Here is a 19,718-nt window from a genome sequence, read left to right on the forward strand (position 1 = left end):
CACAGTTCTATAGTTCTGGAGGGTACTCCGGGACTTTGACTAAACAAGTAGGAGCTTTAACCCCATCCACATTTATAATCTGGTATGAAGGAACGGTTACAAGGCCAGCTCAAGACACTAGAACTTACGCATACTACTATCAATATAATGTCACAGTTGATTATATTGATAATAGTCTCCCTTCCATCACATTGGCGCAGCCAACTGACAACCTTGCTTTGACCGAAGGCAACACATACAAGTTGGAAGGCAGCGTGTCTGATGCAGACGCTGGACAACCCCTGTCAGTCAAGTATTCCATCGGCGGAGGCCCAACACAGACCATCACGCTTGGAACATCCGACGGCACAACAGCGAAGGCGTTTAGCAAAACATTGCTATACAGCGCGGGGCGTTTCTGGGATGGCTCCACAGACGTCTCGGGCCTGCTGCCAGCAGAGGCATCATCGATTCAAATATGGGCCAACGATGGCAGTGACGACTCAACCAAAGTGACTCGACGCTTCACGATTCAGCAAGAAGATGCAAGGCTGTATGTCCCGATCAACGTCGTCAACCAGGCTTATCTCGTGTCGCAGATGGCTCGTCCTGTTCGGCTGAACAATGGGTGGCTAGTGGGGGCCGTTTATGATTTTACAGGAAAAACCATTTATTTATACAAGTCAACCAATAACGGAAAAGCATGGGCGCAATTGTGCTACGTGAGTAACGGAAGTAGTGACTTGACCTACTTCTCGATCGCATCAAAGGATAGTGTAGTGTATATTGCGTTTACTACAGGAACCGCAGATATCAACCTTATCGCAATCGACGCAACGGGCGCAACGAACACGAATCTATGGGGATTGAATGCAAGTTGGGTTCTGTATAAAGGTGCAATCGACTCGGGACAAACCGCATTTAATGGCATTGACCTAATAGTCAACTCTTACGGTTCCGAACTTTGGTGGGCAGCCAGCACGAAAAACTCAACACTCTCAAACAGTTTCAACATTCGCACTGGTTTCCTTGTATTTTTGTCGAACGGGACGCTTGATCCGTCGCCTGGTTCAGCTAGTCAGTTGACGTACTATGATGCTTCAGGTACAAACATCACCAGTCCATGTGTAGCGTATGTATTAGAAAATCCTGCGATCATTAGCGTATGGTCAAGTGCCCCAAACAACTACGGAATTTACATTAACTTTTATCTCGGTTTCGCCTGGGACCCATCCAATGACGGACGTGGAGTGATGATTTGCGACGGCGGGGGCTACCCTCAAGCAAGTCCTCAAGCAATTACCACACCAAACGACAAACTGCATGTTGTTTGGCACGGTACAGATTCCGATAATACGGTTAGCCCTTACATTCGATACAGCAACTCAACAGACGCCATAACCTGGCCCGCCGCGCCGAGAAAGCTGGTAAAAGGACAGAACGCTAGCATCACGTCTGACAAAAACGGAAAGCTATCGATAACCTACGAAGACGGCGGCTACATCAAGCGCATCGAGTCAACGGACGAGTTCGTCACATATCAAGGTCCGTTTGTTGTCGGCGCAGGAACCAAGCCAGCGACGCTTTATGACCAATTATTCCAGACTGACTTCTCGGTGCCGCCAACGCTTTACCAAGCGGCCGGAGCAGTAAAATACTACGGCGTCCTAAACCCGAACAAGAAGCCTGTCGTCACGCTGACTACGTCTGACAACCAGACGCTGACCGAAAACGCTACACTTTCTGTAGCTGGTAGCGCACTGGATCAGGACGTAGACAACGCAGTCACCATCAAATACCGCATCAACGGCGGCACCATCCGAAACATCGCATCTGGAGTTTCAGACGGCAGCACGCCTCTTTCTTTTGCTCGCGATCTGAGGTACAGCGGCAAAAGGATGTGGGACGGCGCGGTCGATGTCGCTGGCGTCGATCTGGCGGAGAACACCGATCACACGCTGGCAGTCTGGGCCGAAGACGACAAAGGCGGCAAAAGCGCGGAAGTCACGCGCAAGTTCCGCGTGGTCTGGAACCGTCCGCCGACGATCAGCGGCCAGAACAGCGACCTTGGAACGCTTACGGAGCGGCCGACAGTCACGTATTCAGCCGCAGACCCGGAAGGCAACTCCTTCACCTTCACGGAGTATGTAAATGGGCAGCAAATCAGGTCATTTGCAGGCGCAGGTGGTCAGCAGAACACCTTCGAGCTGACACATGATGCATGGATCAAGCTTGATCTCGACGTGCAGCACCAGTTGAAGATCGTCGCCACGGACAGCGCAGGCATTTCATCCGAGCGCGTATACACTTTTACCCGCACCGAGACACATCTGGAGTTCATGCTGGACTACAACAACCCGGATGTCGCTGCCTTCTTCACAGTAGACGGCATGCCGGAGCGAATCCTGTTCACGCTGGAGCGATACTTGCCGCCCGACTCTGAGATCGAGAGTGTGCTGGTCACAAATAACTATCTCGATGCTACGCCTACCTGGGAAGATGCTTGCAATGCCGTAATCGGTGGCCGCGGCTACATTTTCACAAACAAGACGAAGACAGCAGCCGACTGGGCTATTTGCGTATGGGTCACCCTTGCAAAAGGTTCTGCCACGCAGCGAGTCCACGTCTATGGATATGGGGGTGCTTTTGACTGATGAAGTTCAGCAATCAAGAGTCCATCACGGAAATTCGCAAAAAGCAGCAGGAAACGCCGGAACAAAAGATTGTCAGGCTGGAGGCGGAACTGGTCGCCGAAAAAAATGACAAGCTCACAATCATGGAGGCAACTGCTCAACTGTATGAGGAGTTGCTTCTATTGAAAGAGCAGATGGGAGGGACATCTTAGTGGCAGCAATTTACTACAGTTTGGTCAAGGCTGGCAGGCGGAAGATGGACCAAGTTCCCGCACATCTTCAAGAGGAAGTACAGGCGATGCTTGATGCTGAAAGCAGCACTGGTTAATCTGGGCATCCGGCTCATATCTTTTCGGGGCTAGGTAGCTCTGATCGTATTGGCCGCCGCACATACGACAGTGTGCCAACTGGTTTGAAGCTGGCAGTAAAAGAAGACCTGGAAGCTATCAGGCTGAGTGCCGATGGAGCACCAGTAGCATAGCGCTTTTTCCCAAGCGGAGAGGGCGTTTTTCATGGGGGAGCTGCTGAGTGGCTCCTTTCCGTTAGCTTCAAATTTGTCTCAATGCATAACTTTAGTTAGAGGACCAGTTATACGTTATGAGCTTATAATCACATTTGCCCGTTGTAGGTTTTTTGCTTTTTATCCGTTGATGGAACGCCGTGTGCGATGAAAGTCGCTCGCGCGGTGTAGGCTCGAACGAAACCCCTCGTGGAGAGAAGGGGATAAGTCGAGAATAGCGATACCAGCCCGGCAGTTGGCACAATCACTGTTATGAATGCGAGTATTTTGCTGATTAGCTTTAATGAAGAATTATCAGAGGACACCTTATCCATTACTGATATTGATCAGCTCATTACCCACATTAACAGTCATACTGGAGCCAACTTAAAAAAACAAAATTGGAACCAGAGTATTGAATGGGATACAACCGATCCGGAAAAGCCCATTCTCAAGGTTTACATGCGTTATAATCCTGATACTTGGCATACCGGGTTTTTCTATCAAGTAAAGTTTGTTCCCGGGGCAGTAAAGGATAAACACGAGAACATAACGTATGAAACACCATTAAGTGGTCCATTTTAAAACGCCATCAACGGCCCTCGGGTAAAACCGAGGGTATTTTTTTATCACCAAGACCGAGAGCCAGCCCCGAGCCGACCGGGGCAATTTTTACTGCACCGAGGGGAGAGAGGAAGAAGAGCGAATGGACAACTTTATCAAAACAGGAATTGCTATCGGAGGCGCAGCAGCCTCGTTTCTTTTTGGCGGCTGGTCAGCATTGCTCAGTGTGCTACTCGCATTCGTCATTTTTGATTTTGTCACTGGCCTGATTGCAGCCGGAATGGAAGGAAAGTTAAAAAGCAAGGTCGGTATGATCGGCATTGCGCGGAAGTTGTTCATTTTTTGCATGGTCGCGATTGCCCATCTGATCGACATGTCGCTTGGTGACCAAAATTTCATCCGCGACGCGACGATCTTTTTTTACCTGGCAAATGAGCTGCTAAGCATTATCGAGAACGCGGGACGCATTGGCCTGCCCGTTCCGGAATTGATTAAGCGAGCAGTAGAGGTGCTAAAAGGGAGAGGGGAGGGCAAATAACATGCAAATCACGGAAATGCTGCTCACGAACCAAACGGCCAGACCAGGCACAAAGATTGTCCCGAAAGGACTGGTCATCCACTGGACAGCCAACGAGAAAAAAGGCGCCGATGCGGTGGCAAACCGGAACTACTTCAACAAGCCGACGACAGAAGCCAGCGCTCACTACATCGTGGATGACCGGCAAATCATCAGGTGCTTGCCTGAGACGGAAATGGGCTATCACGTGGGGGCGAAATCGTACAAGGCAGAGGCGCTGCAAAAGCTGAGCGCGTACCCGAACGATTGCACGATTGGCATCGAGATGTGTGTCAACGCGGACGGCAGCTTTACAAAAATGTACGAGCAGACCGTAGCTTTGACAGCAGAGCTTTTAAAACGTTATGGCTGGGCTGTGGATAAGTTGTGGCGGCATTACGACATTACCGGGAAAAACTGCCCGGCCTTTTTTGTCGATGAGCGCACGGCGCAAGCTTATTTTGGCAAAAATGCGCAAGCTGCCTGGGAAAGTTTTAAACAGGATGTCCACAGGTTGCTAACAGGTTTTCCACAAAAACCACAGGCACCTGTTGATAACTGCACTGTCGAGCTGACGCTGGCGACGACAGGCAAGCTGATTGCAGGAACTTCCTATGTTCCGGTCCGGCTGGTCGCGGAGGCAGCGGGAGCAACGGTCGGGTGGGAGCCGACTACCAAAACGGTAACGGTGAACGGTCACGAACTGAATTGTCTCCATGAAAATGGAACCGCTTATGCTCCGGCAAGAGAGGTGGCTGCCCTGCTAGGGATGGAAGTGAGCTGGGACGCAGCGAGGAAAACGGTAGTGCTGCGAGAATAAGCCTGAGTAACAGAAGGCGAAAATAAGCGGCGTTGGCAGCACGACCCAACAGAGCACAAAGGAGCTGCCCAAAAAGGCGAATTAGCTAACGTCAAGCAAGCGGAAACATTGATTCATCGACGCGTATGAAAGGAAAAAGGGCGTCGCTCAGCCGAAAATTCGACTTTTGGGACAGCCCCTTTTGCTATTGAATATGGTGCAAGCAAGTGTCAGCCGATCACAATGACGATGACGTCGCTGGCGGACAAAATCGCACTCGGCTTCGCTTCCCGCTGGTTGACGCGGATGCGGCCATCCTTGATCTTTTGCACGATTTGACTGCGGCTCCAGCCATCCAGTCGACTGGCGAGCAGCTTGTCGAGGCGATACCGCGCATCTGCGCTTTCAATCGTGATGCGGACTTCCTGTACGCCTTGCTCTTTGTAATCGAGAACAGGGAGGACGGGCAAGGCGAGATTTTCTGCCATTGTCTCCTGCTCCGGTACTTCTACATGCTCCGTAAACGATTTGTATATGGCGAGCTTCTCGTTCCATGTGTGGTCCCGCTCGCATTTGTAGATAGCGAAACGATAAATGTTTTTGCCGTTGGCGTTGTGCCGGCGAATGCTGGTATCGAAAAAGGGTACGGTGCGTCCGCAGCTCCGGCAATACCGCAGCACGGGGAGAGTGCATGGCGTTTGAGTTAATACCCACGTATGTTCCATGACTAGCATGATCCTTCACCTCGTGAAAAAGGGTAAGGAACGTACCTGCTATTTGGATGTCTTGCAGACTGGCTTTTTTGAACGCAAAAAACGGAGATTCCCCATAGCGAATCTCCGTAAGAAGGACAGCCTACAGATTTCGTTACGTTCCTTTGTAATGGGAAAAAAGGGCAGACTGCACCTGGGCGAAAAAACGCGTTGTTTTTCCAGGAGCAAGGCTATCCAGTTTTTTAGGCCATTACAAAGTTGTCGTTGGCATACGTCGCACCCGTACCTTCCTATCCAAATAGTTGTAAACGATTTTACCACAACTGGTTAATGTTACCAACCCCCTTATTCTCTCCACGGCACGAGATTTGGCTCGGCGTCCAAAATCGATTCGTATTGTTCTTTCCAGCCATACAGGGCGGTTGGGTCCAGCAGCTTGTAGCGGGCGTATTTTTCCTGGCGAATCTTTTCAGATGACCAGCCCAGATGCTTCACCCGGTAGTAACTGAGAAAGGAAGGCAGCTCGAAAATATTGCCGGGAAAGCGTCCGCAGTGCAAGGGCTGTTCTTTCCACAGATAGCGAAGGTTGGGGCGGTAGCGGACGATGAATGGGCGGTATACATAATGGGCGCGCCAATACGGGTCTTCACGGTAGTGGGATTCAGTCCACATATCATACAGGCGGAAGCAGCACACATCGCCATGCTGTCTGGAGAGCAGCGCATGTACACCTGTGGCAAACCCGTCTTCAAAAACTTCGTCGGCATCCATGTTGACGATCCACTCTGGCTGGTGAGAAATGGTTTCTTTCCATTGCTGTTTGCGCAGGGCGACTTCGTTGGTGAATTGCGGCGTCGGGTTTCGGACGAGGTGGAGGGGAATGCCTTTTAGCAGCTCATGGCAAATTTCGGCGCTGTCATCTGTGCTGCCGTCGTCGATAATAACGGCTTCGTCGATGTACTCCCTGTGCTTGGTGAGCACGTGGGCGAGATGTTTGTCTGCCTCGTTGTGGATGACCATGGACAAAGTAATTTTGGGACGGGACGTGGGCACAGCGGGCACGGCAAGAGAGGGGGATTTTTTGACGCGGAGCGGAGCGGAACCGTAGATTTGTTTCATCCAGACGGTCGCTTCCGCAAAGTCACTTTCCCGGTACAGATGGAACGCGGGGTAGTGGGTGTCTACGAACAAAGAGAACCCTAGCGCCACAGCCCGTATGCAAAAATGGCGATCTTCTCCCCAAAACGTGACATTGTGAATACGCGAATAGTTCACGCCGGATTCCAATGCCTTCCGGCGAATCAAGGTGCAAGCGCCGAGGCCGCCCACTTCATACAGGCCGGGAACGCGCAGCTTTCCATAAAAGGCGTACTTTCTGAGGTATTGTTCCTCGGCAGAGATGCTTTCCAGCCGATGGTTGATTTCATACTGCGTGTACTGGTCCGTAAGCCAAACCTGGGGAACTGGCAGCGTGTCTGGCGTCCAACTCGTCCAGAAAACTTCCGAGACGATGTCTTTTTCCGATGCGAGCAAAGTTTCCAGCGTAGCTGGCTGGAGCAGCAAGTCTGAGTCGAGGAGGAACAGCCCGTCGTAGCCGCCTGATTTGGCGCGCTCGATCAGTTGGTTTTTGAAGGAAGCTACCCGCCAGACCAGCTCATCTGTCCAAATATGGGTCGTCTCGTTGCAAGAGTAGGTAGAGGGTGCTTCCTGGCTGCGGATGATCTCCACTTGGCCGGAGTGCTTTTCGGCAAAATGGTGGAGGAGTCTGCTCGAAGCAGGATCGTTATTGTCATCAACAAACAGGTAGTGGACGGCCATATCGGAAGTCGAAAGCTTTTCCAGCGAAAACAAAAACATGCGCAGCACGTCCGGTTGTTGGCAAACCGGGCTTCCAATCAAAATCCGCGTTTGCGTCGTCATTTTATCACCCCTTGGTCGATGGCGTGTGGGCACATGTACGCACCATGTTGGCCGAGGTCTGGTCGTATACGTGCGCCTCTTTTGATTTGCCCAGACGCTCCATGCAACGTCCGAGATAGTGCAAGGCATGAAAGCTGCCCATCCCTTGCTGACTGAGATGCTCCCAATGCTCTTCCCCGATCTCCAGGCAACGCTCGAACGATTGGATCGCTTCGGCGTACAGCCCGTGCTCCATCAAGAAAACCCCTTTGTAAAAATGCAGGTCCACGTAATCCGGATAGAGCCGAATGGCGCATTCGATGCCGGGCCATGCCCCCCGCATGCTGCCGTGCCGGAACAAAATCTCGTATTTTAGCTTGTAAAAAAGAGACGGCGGCAACTGACTTTTGCCCAAAAAGCCTTCCAGCGCCTGATTGACGAGAATGAAGGCGTGCTCCCATTTTTGCGCGCGATAAAATTCGCTGGCCAGGTGGTAGTCGCACCACGGGTCGCGATCGGGATTTTCCCTCTCTTCCAAAAGCAGCTTCAGGTTGCGTCTGGCTTTGTTTTTCTTCGTAACAACTTCTTCTATGTAGCCATAATGGTGAAGGCGGACAGGAATCAGCGGGATCGCCCCGTCCTGCGGAACCGTTTCGGGCCATTGCAGCACTTCATGAATATCCCTTGCAAATTGAAACCCCTTTTTGTTGCGAAAAAGGCGGATTTGCGCGTTGCGGCTTGCCAGATGCAGAGAGGCCGTTTCTTTTTTCGGGCCTTGGTAATGAAGGAGCTTGAGAAACAGAACGTCCGATTTGCTTGCAATGGCCGCCTGACGCAACGCCTCCTGATCTGCTTCCTCCAATCGCTCATCCGCATCGAGCCACAACACCCATTCCCCGCGGGCTTCTTTCAATCCGATATTCCGCGCTTTGGAAAAACTGTTTTCCCACGGAGCTTCGATGACTTTCGCACCGTATTTGCGGCAAAGCTCCTGTGTGCCGTCTGTTGAACCTGTGTCGACGACAATGATCTCATCTACAACAGAATGAACGCTTCTCAGACATGCTTCGATCTGATCGGCCTCGTCTTTGACAATCATGCATAGCGAAATGAGCGGAGGTGTCATGGACGCTATCACCTTCTTTGGGTTGTTCTTTCATCATGCTTTCGATAAACCTTATTCTTTGAAAGCCAAAGTTATGTGAGGAGCGATATACATATTGGGCTTGGCCGGAAAATAGGATGTAAAAAAGATTTTGCGCCTAAGGAGGGCGATCTGCATGTTCACAGTCAGCCTGTGCATGATCGTTCGCAATGAAGAACAGACACTGGGTCGATGCTTGTCGACTGTGCGCGATTTGGTGGATGAGATCATCATTGTAGATACAGGGTCTGAAGATCAGACGCGCGAAATTGCCCGGTCATTCGGGGCAAGGCTGTTTGAGTTTGCGTGGATCGACGACTTTGCGGCAGCGCGCAACTTTGCTTTCAGCCAGGCGAGCAAAGACTATATTTTTTGGCTCGATGCCGACGATGTGTTGGAAGAAGCTGACCGGGAACGGTTTTTGGCGCTGCGGAAAATGGAGCCTTTTGAGTACGACAGTGTCTCCATGCCTTATCACCTTGCCTTTGACGATCGGGGCCAGCCTGTGAAGTTCCTGCGGCGAAATCGGCTGGTGAAGCGGCAACGCCAATTTGTCTGGCACGGCGCTGTCCACGAATATTTGGAGGTGGGAGGGGAGATTTATCACAGCGACATTGCGGTCACGCATCGCAAGGAGAAGGCGTACACCGACCGCAATTTGCAAATTTATTTGCGGCGGCAGGAGCGAAACGAATCGTTTTCCCCCAGGGATCAGTACTACTTTGCCAACGAACTTTACGATCATGGCCGCTATCAGGAAGCGGCCGAGCAATATCAAGCCTTTTTGGATGGCGGACAGGGCTGGATCGAGGACCAGATTATGGCTTGCTATAAACAAGCGGAATGTTATGCGAACTTGCAGCAGCCGGAAAAACAGATTCAGTCCCTGGTGAGAACATTGGCTTTTGACGCGCCGCGGGCGGAATTTTGCTGCAAGGTAGGGGCTTATTTTTTGGAGAAAAAGGATATTCATAAAGCGATTTACTGGTTCCGGCAAGCGACTTTGCTTGAACGGCCACCAAACATGATGGGGATGACAGATGAACCTGCCTGGTCGTGGCTGCCTCATTTGCAGTTGTGCTACTGCTATGATCAGATCGGGGAGTACGGAAGGGCAAAAATTCACCACGAGATGTCAAAGCTGCACCATCCTACGCATCCGAGCGTTTTGCACAACGAAAGGTACTTTGCCAGCCGGGAAGAAGCGCAGCCGTCTGTGTGAGAGAATTGCTTTTTCCGGCGGCTGGAAACGGAGGTCATGAGACATGTCGTTGCCAAATGTGCCTGACATAACGCCGCGCATCACGCTGAAGCGCGAGGAAGTGTTTCATCTGTTGCTTACCTCTGTCGCCATGGAGGAAATCAGCCTGTCTCATATTATGAATGCGGAGGGGGAAAAAATTCAGCGTTTGCTGCAAAAAGAGGAGGTTTGCCTGGAAGATATGCTGCGCATTAACAAAAGCGTCGAAAGAATGCTGCGCAGCATCATCAGCAAGCAAATTTTGCTGCAATTCAAGCTGGATAATATTTTGGAAATGGAACGAAAGCTGGGCGATTCGGGAGATCCTGCCGAGGATTGTCATGAGGAATAGCTCGTTTGACCGAATGATTGCGGGTGTGGTTCATTGGACGAATCGCCAGGGAACGACAGGGGGAACAGACGGATATGAGCGGCTTTTGGCCGCTGCCTTCGCCATGGAAAAAGCCATGGCTTCTCTGGCGGAATGCCAAGCGTGTCACACCAAAGCTTTTTTGCTTGCCGCCAAAACACATCCAAAGGAAGAAGCGATCCCACTTTTATTCCAGGCGCTGAAATCGTCAAGTCTTTGGCTGGAAGCGATGATTATGTTGCATTGGATAACTTTTAGCCGGATAAAGGGGATGGCTTCTTTTTTTGCATGGCAAGATCATATGGCAGAGAAATCGGAGCAGGTTGCGGAGGTTTGCAAAAGGTCATGGACGGCTGTGTACTCGTTTGGTCTAGCGGCCATTGGCCTAGTGGAACAGATCATTTTGCATGTCATTGCTCTCCAGCAAACGTCGCCCTGTCACCGATCGTCCGAGCAGCAGCTTATTCATTTGCTCGAACAGTTGGATGATTTTTTTCGCATTTGTGTGCGGAAAGCGGATTTTTGGGGAGTGCCTTTTGCCAATCGAGGGATTGAGGGGGAAGCTGCACAGCGGGAAAAACGCTCCATGCTTGGTTCGGCTTTGCAGCAGTTGGAAAGGTATGGTTCGCCTTCGAGCGCGCTTTCTTCTGCTTTTAAAGTGAAATTGAAGGACATTGTCCTGCCATTGAAAAAGTACGGCGATCTCGGGGGGAGCGTCCGTTCCGTTATCGAGACAAATCGCCATTATCAAGCTCCTTGGTTAAACAGGGAGGTACTGCCCGCCGTGACCAAAAGCCACAAGGTTGTGGTCCAGTCCAAGAAGTGGAAGAAGAATCCGTGAGGTTTGATGGTGTTCTTTTGGCTATTGAATAAGCGGAATGGGAGGCTGCGCTTTTCACGGGGAAGGGGGGAGAGTTTTGTCATTTCCAAATATCCCAAATATCAGCCCGACAATTACGATTACGCGCGAAGACGCCATTAACTTGTTGCTGTCTTCTTTTGCCATGGAGGAATTGGGGCTAAGCCATATCCTGAATGCGGAAGGCGAAAAAATTCAGTATGTCCTAGGAACGCTTCCTGGGGTGAGTGGACCTGCGGGAGCGACGATAGATGATTTGCTGGCGATTGACCAGAGCGTACGAGAAATGGTCGATGCGACGATCAAACAAGACATGCTCCTCCAGGCAAAGCTGCAGACGGTGTTGAGCGCCTCCACCATGCAGGGTCCAACCGGAGCAACGGGTCCAACCGGAGCGACAGGGGCGGGGAAGGGGGCGACTGGAGCAACTGGAGCAACTGGAGCAACTGGAGCTACGGGAGCAACCGGAGAGACAGGAGCAACTGGAGTCACGGGAGTAACTGGAGCCACGGGGTCAACTGGAGCCACGGGAGCAACCGGAGACACAGGATCAACTGGAGTTACGGGGTCAACTGGAGTTACGGGGTCAACTGGAGTTACGGGGTCAACTGGAGTTACGGGGTCAACTGGAGTTACGGGATCAACTGGAGTTACGGGGTCAACCGGAGTTACGGGATCAACTGGAGCCACGGGGTCAACCGGAGTTACGGGAGCAACTGGAGCCACGGGAGTAACCGGAGCCACGGGGGCAATCGGAGAAACGGGAGCAACTGGAGCCACGGGGTCAACCGGAACTATGGGAGCAACTGGAGTTACGGGAGCAACTGGAGTTACGGGAGCAACCGGAATCACGGGAGCAACCGGAGTTACGGGAGTAACCGGAGAGACGGGAGCAACTGGAGCTACGGGGTCAACTGGAGTTACGGGAGTAACCGGAGAGACGGGAGTAACCGGAGCCACGGGAGCAACTGGAGCTACGGGAGTAACCGGAGCCACGGGAGAATCTGGAGCAACTGGAGCTACGGGAGTAACTGGAGCCACGGGAGCAACTGGAGCTACGGGAGTAACTGGAGCCACGGGAGCCACGGGAGAATCTGGAGCCACGGGAGTAACCGGAGCTACGGGAGCAACTGGAGCTACGGGAGAATCTGGGGCCACGGGAGCAACTGGAGTTACGGGATCAACCGGAGAGACGGGAACAACCGGAGCCACAGGATCAACCGGGGTTACGGGAGTAACCGGAGAGACAGGGTCAACCGGAGTTACGGGAGTAACCGGAGCCACAGGAGTAACCGGAGCTACGGGAGCAACCGGAGTCACGGGATCAACCGGAGCTACGGGGTCAACCGGAGTCACGGGAGCGACAGGAGAGACGGGAGTAACCGGAGCCACGGGGTCAACTGGAGCCACGGGGTCAACTGGAGTCACGGGAGTAACCGGAGAGACGGGGTCAACCGGAATCACGGGAGCAACCGGAATCACGGGAGCAACCGGAGTTACGGGAGCAACAGGGGTTACGGGAGCGACAGGAGAGACGGGAGCAACTGGAGCTACGGGAGTAACCGGAGCCACGGGAGAATCTGGAGCCACGGGAGTAACCGGAGCCACGGGAGCAACTGGAGCTACGGGAGCCACCGGGGAGACGGGAGCCACCGGGGTTGCGGGAGCAACTGGAGCTACGGGGTCAACAGGAGCCACGGGGTCAACTGGAGCAACCGGAGTTACGGGAGCAACTGGGGTTACGGGAGCGACAGGAGAGACGGGAGCAACTGGGGTTACGGGAGCGACAGGAGAGACGGGAACAACCGGAGCCACAGGATCAACCGGGGTTACGGGAGTAACCGGAGAGACAGGGTCAACCGGAGTTACGGGAGCAACCGGAGCCACGGGGTCAACCGGAGTTACGGGAGCAACCGGAGCCACGGGGTCAACCGGAGTCAAGGGAGTAACCGGAGCCACGGGGTCAACTGGAGCTACGGGATCAACTGGAGCCACGGGAGCAACTGGAGTTACGGGAGCAACCGGAGAGACAGGGACAACCGGAGCTACGGGAGCAACAGGAGCCACGGGATCAACCGGGGTTACGGGAGTAACCGGAGAGACAGGGACAACCGGAGTTACGGGAGCAACCGGAGCCACGGGGTCAACCGGAGCCACGGGAGTAACCGGAGCCACAGGGTCAACGGGAGTCACAGGAGCTACGGGAGCAACTGGAGAGACGGGAGCAACTGGAGAGACGGGAGCAACTGGAGAGACGGGAGCAACTGGAGCCACGGGAGCAACTGGAGCTACGGGAGTAACCGGAGCCACGGGAGCAACTGGAGCCACGGGAGTAACCGGAGCCACAGGGACAACCGGAGCCACGGGAGCGACAGGAGAGACGGGAGCAACCGGAGAGACGGGAGCCACGGGAGGAACCGGAGCTACGGGGTCAACTGGAGTTACGGGAGTAACCGGAGCCACGGGAGCAACTGGAGCAACTGGAGCCACCGGGGAGACGGGAGCCACCGGGGTTACGGGAGCTACGGGGTCAACAGGAGCCACGGGGTCAACTGGAGCAACCGGAGCTACGGGAGTAACCGGAGAGACAGGGTCAACCGGAGCCACGGGAGCAACCGGAGCCACCGGAGCCACGGGAGTAACTGGAGCTACGGGAGCAACCGGAGAGACGGGAGCAACTGGAGCCACGGGAGTAACTGGAGCTACGGGAGCAACCGGAGAGACGGGAGCAACTGGAGCCACGGGAGCAACTGGAGCTACGGGAGCCACCGGGGAGACGGGAGCCACCGGGGTTACGGGAGCTACGGGGTCAACAGGGGCCACGGGGTCAACTGGAGCAACCGGAGCTACGGGAGTAACCGGAGAGACAGGGTCAACCGGAGCCACGGGAGCAACCGGAACCACCGGAGCCACGGGAGTAACTGGAGCTACGGGAGCAACCGGAGAGACGGGAGCAACTGGAGCCACGGGAGTAACCGGAGAGACAGGGTCAACCGGAGTTACGGGAGCAACCGGAGCCACGGGGTCAACTGGAGCCACGGGAGTAACCGGAGCCACGGGGTCAACCGGAGAGACGGGAGCAACCGGGGTTACGGGAGCAACTGGAACTACGGGAGCAACCGGAGCTACGGGAGTAACCGGAGAGACAGGGTCAACCGGAGCCACGGGAGCAACTGGAGCCACGGGAGTAACTGGAGTTACGGGATCAACCGGAGAGGCGGGGTTAACAGGAGCCACGGGGTCAACTGGAGCTACAGGAGCAACCGGAGTTACGGGAGCGACAGGAGAGACGGGAGCAACTGGGGTTACGGGAGCGACAGGAGAGACGGGAGCAACCGGAGCCACGGGGTCAACCGGAGTCACGGGAGTAACCGGAGCCACGGGGTCAACTGGAGCTACGGGATCAACTGGAGCCACGGGAGCAACTGGAGTTACGGGAGCAACCGGAGAGACAGGGACAACCGGAGCTACGGGAGCAACAGGAGCCACGGGATCAACCGGGGTTACGGGAGTAACCGGAGAGACAGGGTCAACCGGAGTTACGGGAGCAACCGGAGCCACGGGGTCAACCGGAGCCACGGGAGTAACCGGGGCCACGGGGTCAACTGGAGCTACGGGATCAACCGGAGAGACGGGAGCAACTGGAGCCACGGGAGTAACCGGAGAAACGGGAGCAACTGGAGTTACGGGAGCAACCGGAGAGACGGGAGCAACCGGGGTTACGGGAGTAACCGGAGCCACGGGGTCAACCGGAGAGACGGGAGCAACCGGGGTTACGGGAGTAACCGGAGCCACGGGGTCAACTGGAGCTACGGGAGCCACCGGGGTTACGGGAGCAACTGGAACTACGGGAGCAACCGGAGTTACGGGAGTAACCGGAGAGACAGGGTCAACCGGAGCCACGGGAGAATCTGGAGCCACGGGAGCAACTGGAGCTACGGGAGTAACCGGAGCCACGGGAGAATCTGGAGCCACGGGAGTAACCGGAGCTACGGGAGCAACCGGAGCTACGGGAGCAACCGGAGTCACGGGAGCAGCCGGAGTCACGGGAGCAACCGGAGCTACGGGGTCAACCGGAGCCACGGGAGCAATCGGAGCCACGGGAGTAACTGGAGAGACAGGAGCAACTGGGATCACCGGAGCCACGGGAGTAACTGGAGAGACGGGAGCAACTGGAGTCACGGGAGCAACCGGAGAGACGGGAGCAACTGGAGTTACGGGAGCAACCGGAGAGACGGGAGCAACTGGAGCCACGGGAGCAAGCGGAGCCACGGGAGCAAGCGGAGTCACGGGAGCAACCGGAGAGACGGGAGCAACCGGAGCCACGGGGTCAACCGGAATCACGGGAGCAACTGGAGCTACGGGAGCAACCGGGGTTACGGGAGTAACCGGAGTTACGGGAGCAACCGGAACCACGGGGTCAACCGGAGTCACGGGATCAACCGGAGCCACGGGAGTAACCGGAGTTACGGGAGCAACCGGAGAAACGGGAGCAACCGGAGTTACGGGAGCAAGCGGAGTCACGGGAGCAACTGGGGTTACGGGAGCAACTGGGGTTACGGGAGCGACAGGAGAGACGGGAGCAACCGGGGCCACGGGGTCAACTGGAGCTACGGGGTCAACTGGAGCTACGGGGTCAACTGGAGCCACGGGAGCAACCGGAGAGACGGGAGCAACTGGAGCTACGGGAGCCACCGGAGCTACGGGAGCAACTGGAGCTACGGGAGCAACTGGAGCTACGGGAGCAACCGGAGCCACGGGGGCAACTGGAGCAACCGGAGAGACGGGAGCCACGGGAGAGACGGGAGCCACGGGAGAGACGGGAGCAACCGGAGCCACGGGGTCAACTGGAGCTACGGGAGCAACCGGAGCCACGGGGTCAACTGGAGCTACGGGAGCAACTGGAGCTACGGGAGCAACCGGAGCCACGGGGTCAACTGGAGCCACGGGAGAGACGGGAGCCACGGGAGAGACGGGAGCCACGGGAGAGACGGGAGCAACCGGAGCCACGGGGTCAACTGGAGCTACGGGAGCAACTGGAGCTACGGGATCAACCGGAACCACGGGGTCAACTGGAGCTACGGGAGCAACAGGAGTAACTGGAGCAACAGGAGAGACGGGATCAACCGGAACCACGGGGTCAACTGGAGCTACGGGAGCAACCGGAGAGACGGGAGCAACTGGAGCTACGGGATCAACCGGAGCCACGGGAGTAACCGGAGTTACGGGAGCAACCGGAGAAACGGGAGTAACCGGAGTTACGGGAGCAACTGGAGTCACGGGAGCAGCTGGGGTTACGGGATCAACCGGAGCCACGGGAGTAACCGGAGTTACGGGAGCAACCGGAGAAACGGGAGTAACCGGAGTTACGGGAGCAACTGGAGTCACGGGAGCAGCTGGGGTTACGGGAGCGACAGGAGAGACGGGATCAAGCGGAGCCACGGGGTCAACTGGAGCTACGGGGTCAACTGGAGCTACGGGAGCAACCGGGGTTACGGGAGTAACCGGAGAGACAGGGTCAACCGGAGAAACGGGAGTAACCGGAGCCACGGGGTCAACTGGAGTCACGGGAGCAACCGGAGCCACGGGGTCAACTGGAGCTACGGGAGCAACTGGAGTCACGGGAGCCACAGGAGAGACGGGAGCAACTGGAGCTACGGGATCAACCGGAGCCACGGGGTCAACCGGAGTTACGGGATCAACCGGAGCCACGGGGTCAACTGGAGCTACGGGAGCCACGGGAGCCACGGGGTCAACTGGAGTCACGGGAGCCACCGGAGCCACGGGAGCCACAGGCGCCACCGGAGAAACAGGACCCACCGGCCCAACAGGCGCCACCGGAACCGTCTTCACAAACATCAACGCGTTCGGTGCAAATACAAGCGGGGCGCTCATCGCAGTTGTATTGGGCGGCACGAACGTACCTTTGCCCAACAATCAGATCCTGAACGGTGTAACCGTCAATGGCGCCAACACCACCTTTACCGTGCCATCAGCGGGGAATTACCTCTTGTCGTATTCGATCAATACGACAGCCGCTTTGCTGGTCAGTACACGTCTTGTCATTAACGGCTCTCCATTCACTCCGTCAATCGTTGCACCAACGCTGTCCCTCTCTTCCTTCCACAACACAATCATTGCCCCGTTGGGAGCGAACTCGACGATCACGCTTCAGCTCTTCGGCCTGTTGGGAGCAGCTACGCTGTTGACTGGCGCCGGGGCCACGCTAACTATTGTCAGACTAAACTAAAGCTTTACAGGCAAAGGGACGGAACGAGCAACCGTCCCTTTGCTTTTTTATTCGAAAAAAACAGCGCACCGATTCTGTCGCCCCGTAAAAAGTTTTCTCAGCTGTTTTCTCAATAAGAATGACTTTCAAATGTAATTCAGCGTCGAACGGTGTACAATGATAGGAGTAGTAAAAATATTTAGTCAATAAATGTTGAATCGATAGTATAATATTATCGGAATTAGTATGCCGATCATTCGGAGTGGGGATAGATGGCGATGGACGACTTGGCACTATATTTGGACGAGCATGAGGATGCGGCAGTGGAAGAGTTCAGGAGACGGATTAAGGTGGCTGAGCACGATCAGTTCAACGAGATTATTCCTTTGAACGGACAAGCCATGTATCGCATGGTGGCCGGATATCTTCGTTCGAAGATTACTCATGAGGACATCAAGGATCTTGCCTATAAAGTAGCACATGAGCGGAATCAAGCCCAAATTAACATTGGCGATTTTGTTTTTAACGTCTGCATGGGGCGTGAGCTGGTGATTGATACCTTGCAAAAAGGCCCCTTTTCTCCAAATGTTCTGCTTCCAGCACTCATTAAAATAAACGAATGCTTCGATGTCTTTCTGGTGCATGCCGTGTCCAAATATACCGAACTGAAAGACAGCGATCTGGAGGAAAAGAAGCTGTTTATTGAGCGGTCTCACAAAGACAGGCTGACGATCTTGGGACAGATGGCTTCGAGCTTTGTCCATGAATTTCGCAATCCGCTAACTTCCATTATGGGATTTTCCCGATTGCTAAAAGAAGATTACCCGAACCTGCCGTACGTGGATATTATCGAGAACGAGCTTCATCAGCTGAACTACCGTGTCTCCCAATTTTTGCTTGTATCCAAAAAGGGAGCTGTACATAAAAAAACAGAAGTCTTTAGCATAGCTCTACTGTTCGAGGAGATTTTGTCCTTCCTCTATCCAAACATCGTGGATGTCAACGCGCACATTACGTGCTCGATTGACCCTGCCCTGCTTTTGGTCGGCTACAGGGACGAGATGAGGCAAGTGTTCATCAACATCATTTCCAACGCGCTGGACGCGCTGCAACGGAAAAACGGGGAGAAAGAAGTGGCGATCAAAGGGGCCCAAACCGAAGAAATGGCCGTGATCACGATTTCCAACAATGGCGCTCCCATCCCGCCCGACCTGCTGTCAGTCATCTTCGAGCCGTTCTTTACAACGAAAGAGCTGGGAACGGGGATCGGGTTGTACGTTTGCAAGGAGATCATCGAGCGCCATGGCGGGATGATCGCATGCGAGTCGTCTGATCAGCAGACGGTCTTTTCCATGTACTTCAGACATACTTGATCAGCCAGCGCAATCAAAACGACCTGCATTTGCGGCTAAGCTTATGCGCATCTCCCTGTCGAGTGGACAACGAAAAAGGCTCGAATGATACGGCGGTCGCTTCCTTGTAATCTGCGGGGGAGAGGTCGCCGAGTTTTCTGAACGCGATTTTTGTTGTAAAATTGGCTAGAGTCTGCAAGGAACATCCGGGCTTTTGTCCCGGTTACAGGCTTTTCAAGAGAGCGCTTCTCGGTTAAGATGGGCAAGAATCCCCAAAAGCAGTTTCCAAGCTGGGAATGGCTCACGCTCGGCCAGCGCCAATACGTGCGCCGCTGAACATGCTGACTACAGCTAGAGCTACCTTTTCTCGACATGGCAGTAACTCCTGCTAGATTCAACATTTCCCATATGCATACATGTCGACCTGGACCGCATTAACCAGGAAGAATAGAGAAAAAGCACTAAGGGCAAATGAGCGATCAAGACTGCATTCTTTTATACAATAGGTAAAATTATGAAAACAAGCTATGAAAACGACATTCCCTATTGAAATTCCGATGAAGTAGGGGGAAAATATACCTAAGGTAAACAGAGGTAGAGTGCTGAAAATAGGTTAAGATAACTAATGTCGATAGTTGGCTAATACTGTAAAATTGATCGTAGCAGCTACGTAGCACTCTATTATGGATATGTATACCAATTCAATTGTAATGCATGTTTATACCATACAAAAGGGGGATGTCTTTATGAAAAAAATAGTTTACGCATTTCTCCTCGTTGCGGCAATCGTAGGAGCAACATCTGCAAACTGGCATATTACATAACAGCGTGAATGAAGTAAGAAAACACCGCTTCTTAGTGGTGTTTTTTTACTGTATCGGA

Annotated in this window: 14 protein-coding genes; 11 read left to right on the forward strand and 3 right to left on the reverse strand. The window is 54.0% G+C overall.

Going from position 1 to position 19,718, the window contains the following annotated elements; all coding sequences use genetic code 11:
* Positions 1-35: 35 nt before the first annotated feature.
* The 6 genes from IRJ17_RS08190 to IRJ17_RS08210 all read left to right on the forward strand — a co-directional run bounded on the left by IRJ17_RS08190 (position 36) and on the right by IRJ17_RS08210 (position 5,051).
* Positions 36-2,633, forward strand: coding sequence for a hypothetical protein (locus IRJ17_RS08190; RefSeq protein WP_242774219.1), 2,598 nt, complete (start codon positions 36-38; stop codon positions 2,631-2,633).
* On the forward strand, positions 2,633-2,824 hold the full coding sequence (locus IRJ17_RS08195) for a hypothetical protein (protein WP_122963790.1): 192 nt from the start codon (positions 2,633-2,635) through the stop codon (positions 2,822-2,824). Before IRJ17_RS08190 ends, IRJ17_RS08195 begins: the two co-directional genes overlap by 1 nt.
* Complete coding sequence (locus tag IRJ17_RS28125) at positions 2,824-2,940, forward strand: CD1375 family protein (protein ID WP_267901895.1); 117 nt, start codon at positions 2,824-2,826, stop codon at positions 2,938-2,940. Before IRJ17_RS08195 ends, IRJ17_RS28125 begins: the two co-directional genes overlap by 1 nt.
* Before the next feature lie 444 nt (positions 2,941-3,384).
* Positions 3,385-3,696, forward strand: a complete 312-nt coding sequence (locus IRJ17_RS08200; RefSeq protein WP_122963791.1) for a hypothetical protein — start codon at positions 3,385-3,387, stop codon at positions 3,694-3,696.
* Positions 3,697-3,817: 121 nt separating this feature from the next.
* On the forward strand, positions 3,818-4,213 hold the full coding sequence (locus IRJ17_RS08205; protein ID WP_063226740.1) for a phage holin family protein: 396 nt from the start codon (positions 3,818-3,820) through the stop codon (positions 4,211-4,213).
* A 1-nt stretch (position 4,214) separates the two neighbouring features.
* Positions 4,215-5,051 carry an N-acetylmuramoyl-L-alanine amidase gene (locus IRJ17_RS08210; protein ID WP_242774226.1) on the forward strand — a complete coding sequence of 279 codons (837 nt, stop codon included), beginning with the start codon at positions 4,215-4,217 and terminating at the stop codon, positions 5,049-5,051.
* Positions 5,052-5,260: 209 nt separating this feature from the next.
* On the opposite strand, the gene IRJ17_RS08215 is transcribed toward IRJ17_RS08210, so the two are convergent.
* The 3 genes from IRJ17_RS08215 to IRJ17_RS08225 all read right to left on the reverse strand — a co-directional run bounded on the left by IRJ17_RS08215 (position 5,261) and on the right by IRJ17_RS08225 (position 8,768).
* A complete protein-coding gene (locus IRJ17_RS08215) occupies positions 5,261-5,764 on the reverse strand; it encodes a S4 domain-containing protein (RefSeq protein ID WP_122963793.1) in 504 nt (167 codons plus the stop codon).
* Between the two features lie 324 nt (positions 5,765-6,088).
* On the reverse strand, positions 6,089-7,663 hold the full coding sequence (locus tag IRJ17_RS08220) for a glycosyltransferase family 2 protein (RefSeq protein ID WP_173600213.1): 1,575 nt from the start codon (positions 7,661-7,663) through the stop codon (positions 6,089-6,091).
* Between the two features lie 4 nt (positions 7,664-7,667).
* Positions 7,668-8,768, reverse strand: coding sequence for a glycosyltransferase family 2 protein (locus tag IRJ17_RS08225; RefSeq protein WP_242774229.1), 1,101 nt, complete (start codon positions 8,766-8,768; stop codon positions 7,668-7,670).
* A gap of 154 nt (positions 8,769-8,922) precedes the next feature.
* Here IRJ17_RS08225 and IRJ17_RS08230 point away from each other — a divergent pair, with 154 nt between their 5' ends.
* From IRJ17_RS08230 to IRJ17_RS08250, 5 genes are all read left to right on the forward strand, one after another.
* Positions 8,923-10,008, forward strand: coding sequence for a glycosyltransferase family 2 protein (locus IRJ17_RS08230; protein ID WP_122963796.1), 1,086 nt, complete (start codon positions 8,923-8,925; stop codon positions 10,006-10,008).
* A gap of 43 nt (positions 10,009-10,051) precedes the next feature.
* Positions 10,052-10,378 (forward strand): alpha-helical endospore appendage domain-containing protein, encoded by a 327-nt coding sequence (locus IRJ17_RS08235; RefSeq protein WP_122963797.1) that lies wholly within the window; start codon positions 10,052-10,054, stop codon positions 10,376-10,378.
* Between the two features lie 103 nt (positions 10,379-10,481).
* On the forward strand, positions 10,482-11,237 hold the full coding sequence (locus tag IRJ17_RS08240) for a hypothetical protein (protein ID WP_141254276.1): 756 nt from the start codon (positions 10,482-10,484) through the stop codon (positions 11,235-11,237).
* A 76-nt stretch (positions 11,238-11,313) separates the two neighbouring features.
* Positions 11,314-17,505, forward strand: coding sequence for an alpha-helical endospore appendage domain-containing protein (locus IRJ17_RS08245; RefSeq protein ID WP_242774232.1), 6,192 nt, complete (start codon positions 11,314-11,316; stop codon positions 17,503-17,505).
* A gap of 251 nt (positions 17,506-17,756) precedes the next feature.
* A complete protein-coding gene (locus IRJ17_RS08250) occupies positions 17,757-18,857 on the forward strand; it encodes a histidine kinase N-terminal domain-containing protein (protein ID WP_122966530.1) in 1,101 nt (366 codons plus the stop codon).
* Positions 18,858-19,718: the final 861 nt, after the last annotated feature.

The organism is Brevibacillus parabrevis (assembly GCF_022701015.1).
Classification (GTDB): domain Bacteria; phylum Bacillota; class Bacilli; order Brevibacillales; family Brevibacillaceae; genus Brevibacillus; species Brevibacillus parabrevis.

Excerpts from the sequence above, each read along its gene's own strand:
- IRJ17_RS08220 (WP_173600213.1), bottom strand. The coding sequence starts at position 7,663 with ATGACGACGCAAACGCGGATTTTGATTGGAAGCCCGGTTTGCCAACAA.
- IRJ17_RS08205 (WP_063226740.1), top strand. The coding sequence starts at position 3,818 with ATGGACAACTTTATCAAAACAGGAATTGCTATCGGAGGCGCAGCAGCC.
- IRJ17_RS08210 (WP_242774226.1), top strand. The coding sequence starts at position 4,215 with ATGCAAATCACGGAAATGCTGCTCACGAACCAAACGGCCAGACCAGGC.
- IRJ17_RS08230 (WP_122963796.1), top strand. The coding sequence starts at position 8,923 with ATGTTCACAGTCAGCCTGTGCATGATCGTTCGCAATGAAGAACAGACA.
- IRJ17_RS08240 (WP_141254276.1), top strand. The coding sequence starts at position 10,482 with ATGGAAAAAGCCATGGCTTCTCTGGCGGAATGCCAAGCGTGTCACACC.
- IRJ17_RS08215 (WP_122963793.1), bottom strand. The coding sequence starts at position 5,764 with ATGCTAGTCATGGAACATACGTGGGTATTAACTCAAACGCCATGCACT.
- IRJ17_RS08250 (WP_122966530.1), top strand. The coding sequence starts at position 17,757 with ATGGCGATGGACGACTTGGCACTATATTTGGACGAGCATGAGGATGCG.
- IRJ17_RS08225 (WP_242774229.1), bottom strand. The coding sequence starts at position 8,768 with ATGACACCTCCGCTCATTTCGCTATGCATGATTGTCAAAGACGAGGCC.
- IRJ17_RS08195 (WP_122963790.1), top strand. The coding sequence starts at position 2,633 with ATGAAGTTCAGCAATCAAGAGTCCATCACGGAAATTCGCAAAAAGCAG.
- IRJ17_RS08200 (WP_122963791.1), top strand. The coding sequence starts at position 3,385 with ATGAATGCGAGTATTTTGCTGATTAGCTTTAATGAAGAATTATCAGAG.
- IRJ17_RS08235 (WP_122963797.1), top strand. The coding sequence starts at position 10,052 with ATGTCGTTGCCAAATGTGCCTGACATAACGCCGCGCATCACGCTGAAG.